This window comes from Conchiformibius kuhniae DSM 17694, assembly GCF_000428785.1.
In the GTDB taxonomy this organism is placed as follows: Bacteria; Pseudomonadota; Gammaproteobacteria; order Burkholderiales; family Neisseriaceae; genus Conchiformibius; species Conchiformibius kuhniae.
This window is the reverse complement of the sequence record NZ_AUAP01000001.1, coordinates 36,470-50,934: the sequence shown is the minus strand read 5'-3', so window position 1 is coordinate 50,934 and position 14,465 is coordinate 36,470. Positions and strand designations below refer to the sequence as shown.

General features: G+C 55.9%; 13 protein-coding genes. 4 read left to right on the top strand and 9 right to left on the bottom strand.

What is annotated here, in order from left to right; all coding sequences use genetic code 11:
* Positions 1 to 306 precede the first annotated feature (306 nt).
* From G392_RS0100295 to G392_RS14010, 7 genes are all read right to left on the bottom strand, one after another.
* A complete protein-coding gene (locus G392_RS0100295) occupies positions 307 to 591 on the bottom strand; it encodes a hypothetical protein (RefSeq protein WP_027008603.1) in 285 nt (94 codons plus the stop codon).
* Between the two features lie 29 nt (positions 592 to 620).
* Positions 621 to 1,160, bottom strand: a complete 540-nt coding sequence (locus tag G392_RS0100290) for a hypothetical protein (RefSeq protein WP_027008602.1) — start codon at positions 1,158 to 1,160, stop codon at positions 621 to 623.
* The gene (locus G392_RS11625) at positions 1,157 to 2,302 is read right to left on the bottom strand and encodes a leucine-rich repeat domain-containing protein (RefSeq protein WP_051255488.1); all 1,146 of its coding nucleotides are present in this window, start codon (positions 2,300 to 2,302) and stop codon (positions 1,157 to 1,159) included. Before G392_RS11625 ends, G392_RS0100290 begins: the two co-directional genes overlap by 4 nt.
* Positions 2,303 to 2,306: 4 nt before the next feature.
* Positions 2,307 to 4,067, bottom strand: coding sequence for an FtsK/SpoIIIE domain-containing protein (locus G392_RS0100280; protein ID WP_034334092.1), 1,761 nt, complete (start codon positions 4,065 to 4,067; stop codon positions 2,307 to 2,309).
* 132 nt (positions 4,068 to 4,199) lie between these two features.
* On the bottom strand, positions 4,200 to 6,344 hold the full coding sequence (locus tag G392_RS0100275) for a type I secretion system permease/ATPase (RefSeq protein WP_027008600.1): 2,145 nt from the start codon (positions 6,342 to 6,344) through the stop codon (positions 4,200 to 4,202).
* Positions 6,345 to 6,365: 21 nt separating this feature from the next.
* Positions 6,366 to 8,000, bottom strand: coding sequence for a TolC family protein (locus tag G392_RS11620; protein WP_169718718.1), 1,635 nt, complete (start codon positions 7,998 to 8,000; stop codon positions 6,366 to 6,368).
* A gap of 73 nt (positions 8,001 to 8,073) precedes the next feature.
* Positions 8,074 to 8,241, bottom strand: coding sequence for a hypothetical protein (locus G392_RS14010; protein WP_211224328.1), 168 nt, complete (start codon positions 8,239 to 8,241; stop codon positions 8,074 to 8,076).
* On the opposite strand from G392_RS14010, the gene yajC reads away from it, so the two are divergent.
* The 4 genes from yajC (at position 8,240) to accD (ending at position 12,755) form a co-directional block, all read left to right on the top strand.
* On the top strand, positions 8,240 to 8,578 hold the full coding sequence (gene yajC / locus G392_RS0100260; protein ID WP_027008599.1) for a preprotein translocase subunit YajC: 339 nt from the start codon (positions 8,240 to 8,242) through the stop codon (positions 8,576 to 8,578). The genes G392_RS14010 and yajC overlap by 2 nt on opposite strands.
* Positions 8,579 to 8,910: 332 nt before the next feature.
* Positions 8,911 to 10,779 carry a protein translocase subunit SecD gene (secD, locus tag G392_RS0100255; protein ID WP_027008598.1) on the top strand — a complete coding sequence of 623 codons (1,869 nt, stop codon included), beginning with the start codon at positions 8,911 to 8,913 and terminating at the stop codon, positions 10,777 to 10,779.
* Positions 10,780 to 10,781: 2 nt separating this feature from the next.
* Entirely contained in the window at positions 10,782 to 11,717 is a 936-nt protein-coding gene (gene secF / locus G392_RS0100250; RefSeq protein WP_027008597.1) for a protein translocase subunit SecF, read from the top strand.
* A gap of 114 nt (positions 11,718 to 11,831) precedes the next feature.
* The gene (accD, locus tag G392_RS11615) at positions 11,832 to 12,755 is read left to right on the top strand and encodes an acetyl-CoA carboxylase, carboxyltransferase subunit beta (protein ID WP_051255486.1); all 924 of its coding nucleotides are present in this window, start codon (positions 11,832 to 11,834) and stop codon (positions 12,753 to 12,755) included.
* Positions 12,756 to 12,970: 215 nt separating this feature from the next.
* Here accD and G392_RS14275 read toward each other — a convergent pair whose 3' ends face one another.
* Positions 12,971 to 13,096 (bottom strand): hypothetical protein, encoded by a 126-nt coding sequence (locus G392_RS14275; protein ID WP_281168310.1) that lies wholly within the window; start codon positions 13,094 to 13,096, stop codon positions 12,971 to 12,973.
* A gap of 56 nt (positions 13,097 to 13,152) precedes the next feature.
* On the bottom strand, positions 13,153 to 14,424 hold the full coding sequence (gene clpX / locus G392_RS0100235; RefSeq protein WP_027008596.1) for an ATP-dependent Clp protease ATP-binding subunit ClpX: 1,272 nt from the start codon (positions 14,422 to 14,424) through the stop codon (positions 13,153 to 13,155).
* Between the last annotated feature and the right edge of the window lie 41 nt (positions 14,425 to 14,465).

The window sequence follows — 14,465 nt, the reverse complement described above, 5'->3', positions numbered from 1 at the left end:
GCAGTTTGAAAATCAAAAATCGTTTGACCGAAAAACACAGCACCGTCATTCCCGCGTAGGCGGGAATCCAAAACACATTCCAACAAACCTTGAAAAAACATTGCCCGCAGGTCATTGGACAGTGGATTCCCGCATTCACGGGAATGACGGCAGTTTTTATACTTCATTGATTTTCAATTTTCCGAAAATTTATGGATTTTGTCGGGTTTGCGCTTCGCGCCAAGCCAACCTACACCTGCGCGGGAATGACGGCGCGGTGTTTTTTCGGTTAATTGATGACACGACCCAGATGGGGCATTACTGCTTTCAACCCAAACCATTCAATTCAGCAACAATTCTTTTGGCTTGCCGTTCCAAATAAGCCAAATGGTGTTCGGCAATAAATTTTTGTGTTTCCGTGCTGCCCTGATTAAACCTTTCCCGAATGGGCAGCAACAGCGCGTTGTATTCGGCAAAGCTGCTTTGGTGCATCATTTGAATGATATTATCCAAATTGTTTGCCGACACCTGCACGGCATCGGACAGGTTTTGCAAATGGTCTTTGCTGGTGATGCACCAGCCCAGTTGGTCGCTTAATTTCGCTTGGCTCATGATATATTCCTTTATTTAAATCAATATGGTTACGCACCACCGCGCTCTGCTTCGGCTTTCAAAGCCAAAATGCGCTGCTCGATTTCTTTCAGCTTACGCAACAATTCTTCCAAAAACTCCTGAAGCTTTTTAATACGCATTTCCAAGCCCTGCTGTTTGCGCAGTTGCACGGCATAATCTTCCAAGAAGCCCGCACTTTGCATGGCATTGATTTGGCGTTCGTAATGCGCCAATGAAGATTCCAATTGGTTGATGTTTTGGCGCACATTGTTTTCGGCGGTGCGCAAACCCGTCAAAATACGTTCGTAATGCTCCAAATTCATATTGCCTGCTCCTGTTTGGTGGTAAATGTTTTCGCGGATTTTCAAGCCGTCTTGATGACCCGAATTGTAGCCCGCGCTATAGCTATTGCTGCTTTCTTGGCTTTTCCAAAAATAATTGAACCAATGGCGTTTGAGCATACCGAAATGGTTTTTGGGTTTGCCCTGTTTGCCGTCCGCCACGCCGTTTTGATAGCCCACTGCGGTGTAATCGCCGGTGTAGATGCGGTAGAAAGGGGTTTTGCTCATAGGTCTGACCACCATTTTTTCACACGGTTAATCAGTTTGCGTTCTTCCATTTCGCGGCGTTCGCGTTCTTGGCGTTCGCGTTCTTGGCGTTCGGCATTGCGGTTTATCTCTGCAATGACATGTTCCTTATAGATGTAATCGGCAGCCTGAATATATTGAGGCAATGTAGTCATGCACTCATTAAGTGCAATACTCAATTCTTTAAGATTTAACAACATACCGATAGATTCGGGCAGCGTGGTCAGTTCGTTGCAGCTAACAAGCAATTCCTGCAAATTGGTCAGATTGCCGATGGTATCAGGTAGCGCGGTCAGTTCGTTGCAGCTAACAAACAATTCCTGCAAATTGGTCAGATTGCCGATGGTATCAGGTAGCGCGGTTAATTGGTTATCAGCAACACTCAAGCTCTGCAAATTGTTCAGCTTGCCGATGGCATCAGGTAACGCGGTCAGTTGGTTGCCGTCAACATCCAACTTCTGCAAATTGCTCAGCTTGCCGATGGCATCAGGCAGCGTGGTCAGGTAATTTCTAGAAATCCGCAATACCCGCAAATTGTTCGGCTTGCCGATGGCTTCGGGTAGCACGGTTAGGCGGTTACTGCAGACATCAAATTCTTTCAGACGAACCAATTCGCCGATAGTTTCAGGCAGCGCGGTCAGTTGGTTGTTTTCAATGTCCAATAGTTGTAAATTTGACAGCTCGCCGATGCTTTCAGGCAACACGGTCAATTGGTTGTACCTAATCTGCAATGTTTGTAAATTTGACAATTTACCGATAGTTTCCGGTAGTGAGGTCAATTTACATCCTGATAAATCCAAATTCTGCTGTTCATACAATTTCTGAGTATTGCGCGGCAATTTATCTGCAGGAATCTTATTTTTAATTGCCCAATCAATAATAGATTGTAAATCTGCTTGGTGTTTTCGTTCCGTTTCACGTTTGCGTTGTGCTTCCTGCTCACGCCGCCGTTTTGCTTCTTCGGCTTCACGTTTGCGCTGCTCTTCAATTTCCCGTTGGCGTTGTATTTCCTGCTCGCGCCGCCATCGGGCTTCTTGTTCTTGGCGTTCTTTTTCCGCAATCTTTACCAATATTTTATCCAAATCTTGGCGGTAGTCGGCATAGTATTGATATTGGGTGTGCATGGTTTTATTCCTCATTTATCCATTTGGGGTTTAATATTTCGTCATCATCGTCCGGTTTAGCTGTTTCAGCAGGAGCGGGGGGCTGCTGCCATATTTTGTCAAATTCGTCAAAGTTTTGCTTTATGGGGTTGGCTTTGGGCGCGGCGGCTTCGGCGGGGCGTTCCGCATCCGCAACGGGCGGCACGTCCGCCGCTTCAAGCGCGTCTATGATTTCGGCTTGCACCTGCAAATGGGCGGGGCGTGCGGCGCGAATGCGGCGGATGGCGGCTTCGGCATCTTGCGGCGGGTCAATCTGCACGCTGTCGCTGCGCCCGCCGCTTTGGAAACAGGCGTGATAGGGCGGCAGCGAAACAATGTCTTTGGCATTGCGGAACAGTTCGTAGCCCAATGCGCCTTCGTCCGCCACGCGGTAGCTGATGCGCAAGCCGATTTGGTCGCGGGTGGCGGCATCCAAATTCACATTGCGCAGGCTCTGGGTGCTGAACAGCAAATGCACGCCTGCGGAACGACCCAGTTTGGCAATGTCTTCCAGCAGGGTGTTGGCGTATTGCTGGTGGCGGAAATCGCCGCGCAGCAGAATGTGAAATTCATCGATAATCAGCAAAATGCGCGGCAGGGGCGTGTCGGGGTATTTGGCGTTGTAGTCGTTCAGGTTTTGCACGGCGGCATCGCGGAACAGGGTGTTGCGCTGCTCGATTTGCGCTTGCACCTGTTTTAAAAAGTCCATGCCCGCGCGTACATTGTCTTCGCGGCTGAAAAAGATTTTTTCCACATTGGGGTGGTTGCGGAAGGCATTAAATTCCACGCCGTTTTTGTAGTCCATCAGATACAGGCGGAATTGTTGGGCGTGGTGTTGTTCGCCGATGCGGATAATCAGGTTTTTCAACAGGCTGCTTTTGCCCGAACCCGTGCCGCCGAGCAGCAGGGCGTGATGGCTGCCGCAGGCGTTGCCGAGCGAAAAATAAGCATCGCTGCCGTCTGCAAAGCTGCCGATTTTGATGCGCAGGAAGTCTTGTTCGTCTGCGGATTGGGGCGCAAGGTTTTGGCGCAGGGTGTTGAGAATTTGGTCTTGGTTCACATCGAGCGGGGTAAAGGCAAAACCGGCGCGGTATAAGGTTGCGGCGGGCAGCACATCATCGGTGTGGATGCCTTGCGCGTTCAGGCGTATGGCGGGCAGGGCGGCGAGTAGGCTTTCGCGGGAGGGATTCTGCGGTTCGGCGGGTGTGGCTTGGTTGTGCAGGGCGATGATGTACACGCCCGCATCGCCCGCGTTGCGGAGAAAGTCTTGCAGCCTTTGCGGGGACGGGCTGTTGTATTCGGGAAAACAGGCGGTATTGACAATCAGCACATGGCAAGCTTCGGCGCGGCGGCTGCGGGCGTTGTATTGCCAAAAGTTTTCGCCGTTTTGGAACAGGGTGTGGTAGCGGTGTTGCAGGATTTGTTCCAATTCGTTAAAGGCTTGCAGGGCGGCTTGTCCGTTCAGCAGGGTGCGGCAGAGCTGCTGTTTGACCAGTTGGTTCAAATAGGGAAAGCGCGGACGGTTGCTGAAATCGATGATGTGCAGGTGCAGCAGGGCGGCGGGGCTGTCTGCCAGCAGCGCTAAAGCGGCGTTTTCCGCCAAACGTAAGGCTTGCTGTTCGTGTTCGGGGGCGAAGTGCAGGCAAAATCCGCCTTGCGCGGCGGGCAGGCAGGCGGCGATGCCGCCCAGTTGCGGCGAGTGAAAACCGCCCAGATACACGCATTCGGGGAAAGATGGGGTTGTCATGATGTGCTTCCAATTCGGCTTAACGGCTCATGCTTCGTCATTCTAAAAAAGATTACGGAAACAAACAAGGGAATGCCGTGTTTTCCCCCACCCCAGCCCTCCCCCGCAAGCGGGGGGAGGGAGTAAACAGCTTCAGCCGGCCTGCGCTTGCTGCGCCCGCTCGTTTTCCATCAGTTTTTGCAACACGGCATCACGCGGCCCGTCCATCGCCACCATGCCGTTGTCCATCACGATAATCCGCTCCACCATTTTCAACACCTGCGGACGGTGTGTTACCACAATCACGGTTTTGTCTTTCGCCCATTGCGCCAGTGCGTTCAGGGCAAGGTTTTCCGTATAGGGGTCAAGTCCCGTAGTCGGCTCGTCCAGCAGCACCACGCGCGGACGGCGCAAAGTCAGCCGCGCCAGCGCGACAATCTGTTTTTGTCCGCCCGACAAGCCCAAACCGTCTTCGCCGAGCGGCATGTCCAAGCCTTTGGGGTGGTTTTGCACCAATTTGTCCAAACCAAAACGGGTCAGCGCGTCCAACAAATCTTGGTCGGAGGAAAACGTGCCGTCCGAACGCGCCAAATCCATATTTTCCCGCAAAGTGCCGAGAAACAGGCGCGGCGACTGGTTCAGCAGGGCGATGTGGTGGCGCAGAAAATTCGGGTCAAGCTGGCGCAAATCGGCGTTGTCGAGCGTAACGTTGCCCTGCTGCGGCTCGTACAGCCCCGCCGCCAGCTTCAGCAGCGTGGATTTGCCCGAACCGATGCTGCCGAGAACGGCGACCTTTTCCCCCGCCGCAATCCGCAAATCGCTGCCGCCGAGCGCGGGTTGGGCATCGGGCTGGTAGGCGAAACGGGTTTGGCGGAAACACAGCTCGCCGCGCGGTTCGTTCAAAGTGATGTATTGGCGTTCCGGATTGCGTTCAATCGGGCGTTCCACGATTTTGTTCACGCCCTCCAGCGCGTGTTTGGCAGACTGGTAGCGCGTTGCCAAACCGGCAATCTGTCCGAGCGGGGCAAGGGCGCGTCCCGACAAAATTACCGAAGCAATCAACGCGCCCATGCTGATTTGTTCTTCGGGATTGCTGCTGTGAATCAGAAACGTGCCGACCACCACCAAAAACACGGTGTTCAACTGCTGCATCGCCACGGCGAAATTCACCAGAAAATTGCTGGTGTCGCGCACTTTGATGGAGGCGGCGGCGGTTTTGGCGGTGTAGGCGTCCCATTTTTGCTGTGCCCAGTTGGCCGCGTTATTGACTTTCAGCGTTTCAATGCCTTCCACCGCTTCCACCGCCAAGCCCTGACGTTGCGAGCTTTCGCGCATGGATTCGTTGATGTAGCGCGACAAGGGGCGTTGCACCAGCAGGCTGACGATGATGACGGTGGGAATAATGGTAAGCGGAACGAGTGCGAGTTTGCCGCCCACCATCGCAATCACGCCGACAAACAGCAGCAGAAACGGCAAATCCACCAATGCCAGCAGGCTGGCGCTGGTCATAAATTCGCGCACGGCTTCAAAATCGCGCAGATTGCTGGCATACGAGCCTGCCGAGGCGGGTTTTTCAGCCAGCCGCAGCGCCATCACGCGGCGGAACAGCGCGGCGCTGATAATCAAATCGGCTTTTTTGCCGGCGATGTCGGTGAGATGGCCGCGCACCAGTTTGGCAATCAGTTCAAACACAATCGCCACCACCACGCCGATGCTCAACGCCCACAGGGTTTCGTAGGTTTTGTTGGGAATCACGCGGTCGTACACCTGCATCACATACAGCGAGCTGACCAGCGCGAGAAAGTTAATCACGAAAGTCGCCAAAATCACTTGGTAGTAGTAGCGGCGGAAGCGTCCGATGACTTTCCAAAACCACGCTTTGGGCAGGCTGTATTCGGGCAGTTCGGAGCGACCGTCTGCGGCGATTTTCGGTTTGACAAACCAGCAGTAGCCCAAGTAACGCTGCACCAAATCTTCGTGGTTGATTTCGATTGCCACTTGGCTGCCCTGCCGCAGCACATAGCGGCGCAAACGCCCCGTGCCGCTGACGCGGGTAAGCAGGGCGGCTTCGTTGTCGCGCAGCACCAAAACCACAGGCACGGCAAGGGCGGGAATGTCGGCGAGCTCGCGTTTGGCAAGGCTGTTTTCAAAGCCGAAGCTGAGCAACACTTCGGAAAGAGCGCGGTAGCTGTCGCCCAATGCGCCGCCGTGCGGCACTTGCGCAGACAGGGCGGCTTCGGCAACGGGCGTGCCGTAATGACGGGTGGCGAGCGAGAGGTGTTCGATAATGGATTGCATCATGACGGGGAGGGGTAGGGTTTACAGGGGGGTGCGCTTGACGGCAAAGGCGGGGGCGTTGGTCGTGTCCACGCCCAGCACGGGCGGGGCGGAACGGGCGGCGGTAAAGTCCACCGCTTTGCCCACGCGCAAAAGCGGCGGCGCGGCGTCCGTCCGCTTGGGCGGTTTGACGGCGGGTCGGGCTGCTGCCTGTTGCGCTTTTTGTTTTTTCGCCTGACCCAGCAGCCAAGCGCGTTGGGCGGTGGGGGAAAACGGGTTCGGTTCGCGCAGGGTGCGGGCGGGCGCGGCGTTGGTGCCGGCAGGCACGTCGGGCAAGGTTTGGGCAACGGTTTTGTTTTTGTTTTTGGTTTTGCGGCGCAGGGTGTCGCTGATTTTGTCGTGCCAACGCCGCAGGGGTGCGCCAAAATCCGCCGGTTCGGCGGGGGCGGCGGGCGGAGCGGCTTGCGCCCATTGCGCCACCGCGCCTTGCGATGCCAGATACGTCCACGCGGCATCGCGAAAGTCGTTTTGCGCCGCCACTTCGGTCAATTCGATGTTGGAAAGGTCGGAATAAGCGTCCAAAACGTCAATCAGGGTGCGCCGTGCGATTTTGAATTGCAATTCGTAGGCTTTGATGACTTTTTTTTGCGCGGCAATTTGCTGCTGGGCGATGCCGGCGCGTTTGAGGCTTTGGCGCATGTCCATTTCGGCACTGCGCCCGCGTTCGGCACTGTCGCGCAGCAGGGCGTCCATTTTCGCTTCGGCGGCAACCAGCGTGTGGGCGTTTTTTTTCACTTCGTAGTGCGCGGCGGGGTTGAACACGTCCCACGAGAGGTTCAGGTAGATTTCGCGGTTGTCGCGGGTGGCGCCGGCAATCAGGTTGATGCTGGGATAGCGGGACGATTTGCGTGCCGCGCCTTCCGCCAACACGCTTTCGCGCTCGGCGGCTTGGGCTTGGTAGCCGGGCAGTTGCGCCAAGTCCGGACGGCGGAAGCGTGTAACCAAGCTGTCGGGGGTGTCGCGCACGAAGGGGTTGTTCAGGCTTTGCGGGGCAATGCGCGTGCCGGTGTAGCGCCCCAAACGGCTCAGGCTCAATTCCAAAATCCGCGTTTGTTCGGCAAGGTAGGCTTCAACCTGCAAACGCCGCGCTTGGGCTTGGTCGAGTTCGGAGAGCCGTCCTTTGTCGTGGCGGGTGATGATTTGCAGGTCTTTGATGATGGCGTGGTGGCGTTGCAGGTTGTGGCGGGCGGTTTGTATCAGCTCTTTGGCACGCAGTGCCGCCAGATAGAGCGTGCCGGCTTCGTGTCCGACTTCGCCCGCCACTTCATCGGTTTTGTGGCGGTGGTAGCGGAATTTGTGGCGGCTTTGCCGCACTTTGGCGTCCACCCCGCCCCATGCGTACAGGTTCAGTGTTGCCTGAAGCCCCGGGTTGAGTTTGTACTTGCGTTCGCGCCCCGAGCGGTCGCGGTGCAGCAGCGTTTGCGTGCCGGTGAGCGACAGGGTGGGATAATGCCCCGCTTGGGCGATGCGGATGTCGTCTGCGGCGGCGGCGGCATCGGCGTTCGCTTCAATCACGGCGGGGTCTTTGGAGAGGGCTTCGCGCACCACGTTTTGCAAATTTTGGGCGGCGGCGGGCGCGGCGGCAACCAAAGCAATCAGGGGAAAGACGGGCTTCATCGCAGTTCCTTTTCGGTTCGGACACCCGCCGTGTGCGGCGGTATCGTGTTTGTTCGGCAACAAAGGGCTTATTTTACCGCAAACCGCCGCCGATGGCGGTATAATGGCGGCTTTCCCGAGCGGACGGCACGCCCTGCCGCGCCCCCGCATCGTCCCGCACCGCAAAAGCGTGAAACACGCCGGTGCGGAGTCTGTTAAAATGTCCGTTTTTGCTTTTTTTGCTTTTCAAAGGAAACAACATGATTGAATTTGCCCACGCCGCCGACACCGCCGCCCAACCCAACGCTTGGATGGGCATTTTGCCGTGGATTGCGATTTTCGCGCTGATGTATTTTATGATGATTCGCCCGCAGCAAAAGCGCGAAAAAGCCCGTCAAGCCATGATTGCCGAGCTGAAAAAAGGCGACCGCGTCTTGCTGGTGTCGGGCTTTTACGGCAAAGTGGTCAAGCCGGGCGAACACGTGTTCACCATCGAATTGGGCAAAGGCATGCAGGTGGAAGTGGAACGCAACGCCATTGCCGCCAAAGCCGCCCAAGACGGCAGCACCCCCGCCGAAGAGCCCGCCAAAACCGAATAACGCGCCCGCCGCGCCTGTCGGGGCGTGCCGTCAATTGCTTATGCGGCGGTATGTTCAGCCAAAGTCCGCACCTGCCGCATTGCAAACCCTTGCATCTGCGGATTTTTGCTTGAAAAACCGCTACCCAAAGCAATTGACGGCACGCCCCGAGCGCGGCAATTTCCCCACCCGATTCAGACCACTTAAGGAATGCCGATGTTTCAACCCACAGGGCTGCACCTAAAGCACAGCCCTATGCGTTGCCCCGATTCGGACGGGCTTACGCCCCGCCCGAATAATCAAGCCATTTTACCGCCGTAAACGGCGGGGCTTCAAACCAAAAAGGAATTTTGATGAACCGTTATCCGCTTTGGAAATACCTGCTGATTGTGTTTACGGTGGTATTGGCGCTGGTGTACACGCTGCCGAACTTCTACGGCGTTACCCCCGCCATTCAAATCTCCACCAACCGCCAATCGCTGTCGGTAAACGACGACACGCAAAAACAGGTCGAGCACGCCCTGCAACAGGCAAAAATCACACACGGCGGCATGTTTTTCGCCGGCGGCAGCCTGAAAGTGCGCGTTTCCGATGCCGACAAAATCAGCGCCCGCGACGCCATCGATGCCGCACTGGGCGAAGGCTACATCGTGGCGCAAAACCAAATTTCCAACAGCCCCGAATGGTTGGGCAAAATCAATGCCAACCCGATGTTTCTCGGTCTTGACCTGCGCGGCGGCGTGCATTTCACCATGCAGGTGGACATGAAAGCCGCACTCGACAAAACGCTCGACCGCTACGCCGGCGACATCCGCCGCGAACTGCGTAAACTGAAAATCCGCACCGGCAGCGTACAAAAAAGCGGCAACAGCCTCACCGTTCCCTTCCAAGACGAAGCCGACTTGAAAACCGCCTTTCCCGAGCTGCAAAAACTACTCGAAGGCGTAACACTGGCTGCCGAAGGCAACCGCCTCACCCTCACCCTGCCCGATGCCCTGCTGCAACAAATCCGCAGCGACGCCGTCAAACAAAACATCAACACCCTGCACAACCGCGTAAACGAACTGGGCACAGCAGAACCCGTGATTCAACAAGCAGGTGCCGACCGCATCGTGGTACAGCTTCCGGGCATGACCGACACCGCCAAAGCCAAAGACATCATCGGGCGCACCGCCACCCTCGAAGTACGCATGGTGTCCGAAGACCCCGCCCTGCTGCAACAAGCCCAAGCGGGCAACGTTCCCGAAGGCTACGAAATGTTGAGCGGCGGCAGTGGCGCAGACCAATACACCCTGCTCGTGTCCAAACAGGTCGAACTCACCGGCGACAACATCAACGCCGCCCAAGCGGGCTTCGACCAACACGAAAAACCCGCCGTCAATATCAACCTCGACAGCGCGGGCGCGTCCATCTTCGCCGACCTGACCGCCGCCAACAAAAACAAAATCATGGCAATGGTCTTAATCGACCAAGGCAAATCCGAAATCGTTACCGCCCCGCGCATCAACGAACCGATTACCGGCGGACGCGTACAGATTACCGGCAACTTCAGCACCGCCGAAACCCACGACGTCTCCCTGCTGCTGCGTGCCGGCTCGCTGGCCGCACCGATGGAAATTGTCGAAGAGCGCACCATCGGCCCGTCTCTGGGCGCGGAAAACATCAAAAAAGGCATTGATTCAACCGTTTGGGGCTTTGCCGCCGTTGCCGTGTTCATGGTGTTTTACTACCGCCTGTTCGGCGTGTTCTCCACCATCGCCTTGAGTGCCAACCTGCTGTTCTTGTTCGCCATCTTGTCCGCACTCCAAGCCACGCTCACCCTGCCGGGCATCGCCGCGATGGCACTGACGCTCGGCATGGCGATTGACTCCAACGTATTGATTAACGAGCGCATTCGCGAAGAACTGCGTAACGGACAAAAACCGCAAATCGCCATCAAAGAAGGCTACGACCACGCTTGGGACACCATTTTGGACTCCAACCTCACCTCACTGATTGCGGGCATCGCCCTGCTGGTGTTCGGCTCCGGCCCCGTGCGCGGCTTTGCCATCGTGCATTGCTTGGGCATTCTTACCTCGATTTACTCGTCCGTGGTCGTCTCCCGCGCACTGGTAAACCTGTGGTACGGACGCCGCCGCAAACTGAAAAAACTGTCCATCGGCGTTTCTTACCCGCCGGTACTCGACCGTGAAATCCCCACTGCGGACACGGAAAGGAAATAATCATGGAACTGTTTCATTTCAAACGCGACATTCCCTTTATGAGCTATGGCAAACTGACCACCCTGATTTCACTGGTTACGTTTGTCCTGTCGGTGTTTTTCTTGGTTACGCGCGGGTTGAACTACTCCGTGGAATTTACCGGCGGCACACTGATGGAAGTCGAATACCAACAAGGCGCACAACTCGACAAAGTACGCCACAGTTTGGAAGCCCTGAACATGGGCGAAATCCAAGTACAGGCACTCGGCACCAACAAACACATCATGATTCGCCTGCCGAACAAAACCGATGTGCCGTCCGCCCAGCTTTCCAATCAAGTGATGGACATCTTGAAAAAAGACACGCCCGATGTGTCGCTGCGACAAGTCGAATTTATCGGACCCTCGGTCGGCGAAGAACTGGTAAGCAACGGCTTGCTGGCAATGGGCATGGTGGTGGTGGGCATCATCATCTACCTGTCCATGCGCTTTGAATGGCGTTTTGCCGTCTCGGCGATTATCGCCAATATGCACGACGTGGTGATTATTCTTGGCTGCTTTGCCTTTTTCCAATGGGAATTTTCGCTGACGGTGCTGGCGGGCGTGTTGGCGGTATTGGGGTATTCGGTGAACGAATCGGTGGTGGTGTTCGACCGCATCCGCGAAAACTTCCGCAAAGGCTCAATGCGTAACCGCTCCGTCCCCGAAATCATCAACAACGCCATCACCGCCACCATGGGGCGCACCGTCATCACACACGGCTCGACCGAAGCGATGGTGATTTCCATGCTGGTGTTCGGCGGCGCGGCACTGGAAGGCTTTGCGCTGGCATTGACCATCGGCATCGTGTTCGGCATTTATTCATCGGTGTTGGTGGCCAGCCCCCTGCTGCTGATGTTCGGGCTGAACCGCAGCAACATCGTCAAGCAGCAGCAGGAAAAAGAAGAAATCGTGGTGTAAACCCCCGTTGTGCGCCCTCCCCCGTGCGGGAGGGCTTTATCATGCGATTACTCTAGAATTGGGCTTTTTCGGGTATAATCCCCGTTTTCCGTACTTGCGTACAAGGAGTTTGTGATGAGTTGGTTGGACAAAATCCTGCCCCCGAAAATCAAAAAAGCCGGCAACGACGGCGGCAAATCCGCCATTCCCGAAGGCTTGTGGAGCAAATGCGCCGCTTGCGGCACCACACTTTACACCACCGAATTGGCGGGCAACCACCACGTTTGCCCCAAATGCGCCCACCACCACGCCATGAGTGCGCGGGCGCGTTTGGACATGCTGCTGGACGAAGGCAGCAGCGAAGAAATCGCCGCCCACATCAAACCCATTGATATTTTGAAGTTTAAAGACAGCAAAAAATACCCCGACCGCTTGTCGGCCGCCCGCAAAAGCACGGGCGAAGAAGATGCGCTGGTGGTTGCCAAAGGACGGATTCACGGCATGGACGCGGTGGCGGCGGCGTTTGAATTCCGCTTTATCGGCGGCTCGATGGGCTCGGTGGTGGGCGAACGTTTCGTGCAGGGCGTGCAACGGGCAGTGGCAGACGATTGCGCCTTCATCTGCGTGGCGGCATCAGGCGGCGCGCGCATGCAGGAAGGGCTGAACTCACTGATGCAGATGACAAAAACCAGCGCGGCACTGCATCTGCTTTCGGAAAAGCAACTGCCTTTCATTTCCATTCTCACCGACCCGACCATGGGCGGCGTATCGGCAAGTTTCGCCTTCTTGGGCGATGTGGTGCTGGCAGAACCGAATGCGCTGATTGGCTTTGCCGGCCCGCGCGTGATTGAACAAACCGTGCGCGAAAAGCTGCCCGAAGGCTTTCAACGTGCGGAATTTTTGCTGAAAAAAGGTGCGATTGACCAAATTGTGGACAGGCGCGAACTGAAAATGCGGGTGGCGGAGCTGATTCGGCTGCTGCGGAATCTGCCGCCGCCGTCTGCCCTGCCCGCCGCCGCACCGGTGGCGGACGATGCCGAAACAGTGGCAGCACCCTAATCAAAAAACAGTCTCTTTCCAAGCAAGAGACTGTTTTTTGATGGCAAATATCCATTGACCAAGAAAACACAACACCGTCATTTCCGCGCAGACGGGAATCCAAATCAAAGCCCGACAAACCTTGATAACACATGGCTTGCCACGCATCGGGCAGTGGATTCCCATCTGCGCGGGAATGACGGCGTTGTTATTTTGCAGTCAAATGATGACACACCCTAGAAAGCTTTGCTGCTTTCCACGCCGCCGCCCACTTCGCCGTACATTTGGGTTTGGCTGCCGCCGTTGGCGGAACACGCGCCCAACAAGGCGCAACAAATAGCGGTAAATACAAGTTTTTTCATGATATTTCCTTTTATTTGGTTTTTGAATTTTTTGCTGCTTTCGCTTGCAAATGACATTATGACACTTCCGCCCCCGCCGCGTCCAACAATTTCGGCGGCGCACCCTCTTCAATCACCTGTGCGTCCACCACCACTTTCGCCACGCCTTTTTTGTCGGGCAGCGCGTACATGGTTTCCAGCAAAGCCTTTTCCATAATGGAACGCAAACCGCGCGCGCCCGTTTTGCGTTTCATGGCGAGTTTGGCGATGCTTTTCAGCGCATCGGGTGTGATTTCCAACGCCGCGCCCTCCATAGCGAACAGGGTTTGGTATTGTTTTACCAGCGCATTTTTCGGCTCGGTGAGAATATGCACCAGCGTTTCCTCGTCCAATTCTTCCAAAGTGGCAATCACGGGCAAACGCCCAATCAGTTCGGGAATCAAACCGAATTTAATCAAATCCTCCGGCTCAACCTGTTGGAACAATTCGGTAATATCGGCGTTATCGTCCTTGCTGTGAACTTGTGCGCCAAAGCCGATGCCGCCCTGCTCGGTGCGCTGGCGAATCACTTTTTCCAGTCCCGCAAACGCGCCGCCGCAAATAAACAGAATATTACTGGTGTCCACCGCAATCAGTTTTTGGTCGGGGCTGCGGCGGCCGCCGTGCGGCGCAACATTCGCCACCGTGCCTTCCACCAGCTTCAGCAAAGCCTGCTGCACGCCCTCGCCCGACACGTCGCGGGTGATGGACGGGCTGTCGCTGCGGCGGGAAATTTTATCAATTTCATCAATGTAGATAATGCCGCGCTGGGCTTTGTCCACATCGCCCTCGCAACTGACCAGCAGCTTGGTTACAATGCTTTCCACGTCTTCGCCCACATAGCCCGCTTCGGTGAGCGTGGTCGCGTCCGCCATCGCAAACGGCACGTTCAATTTCCGCGCCAGCGATTGCGCCAGCAGGGTTTTGCCCGAACCGGTGGGGCCGATGAACAGAATATTGGATTTGGAAAGCTCCACCGCGCCGTTTTCCTGCGGGTGGCGCAAACGTTTGTAGTGGTTGTACACGGCCACGGCAAGGGCTTTTTTCGCCGCGTCCTGTTTCACCACATAATCATTGAGTTGGGCGACAATTTCGGACGGCGTGGGCAGTGCTTCGGTTTGGGGGGCGGCGGTTTTTTCTTCGGCGGCGGGCGCGGCTTCGGCGGGGCTGCTGCCGCCGTTCATCAACTCACCGCAATCGCGGACACATTCATTGCAAATCAAGGCATTGCCCGAATCATTTTCAATCAGGCGGACAACATCGGCTTCGGCTTGACCGCAAAACGAGCAGTAACGGGATTTTTTCATCATTTCAATTGATTCCATTGTTTCCGCAAGGGGCGCGGAAAAAT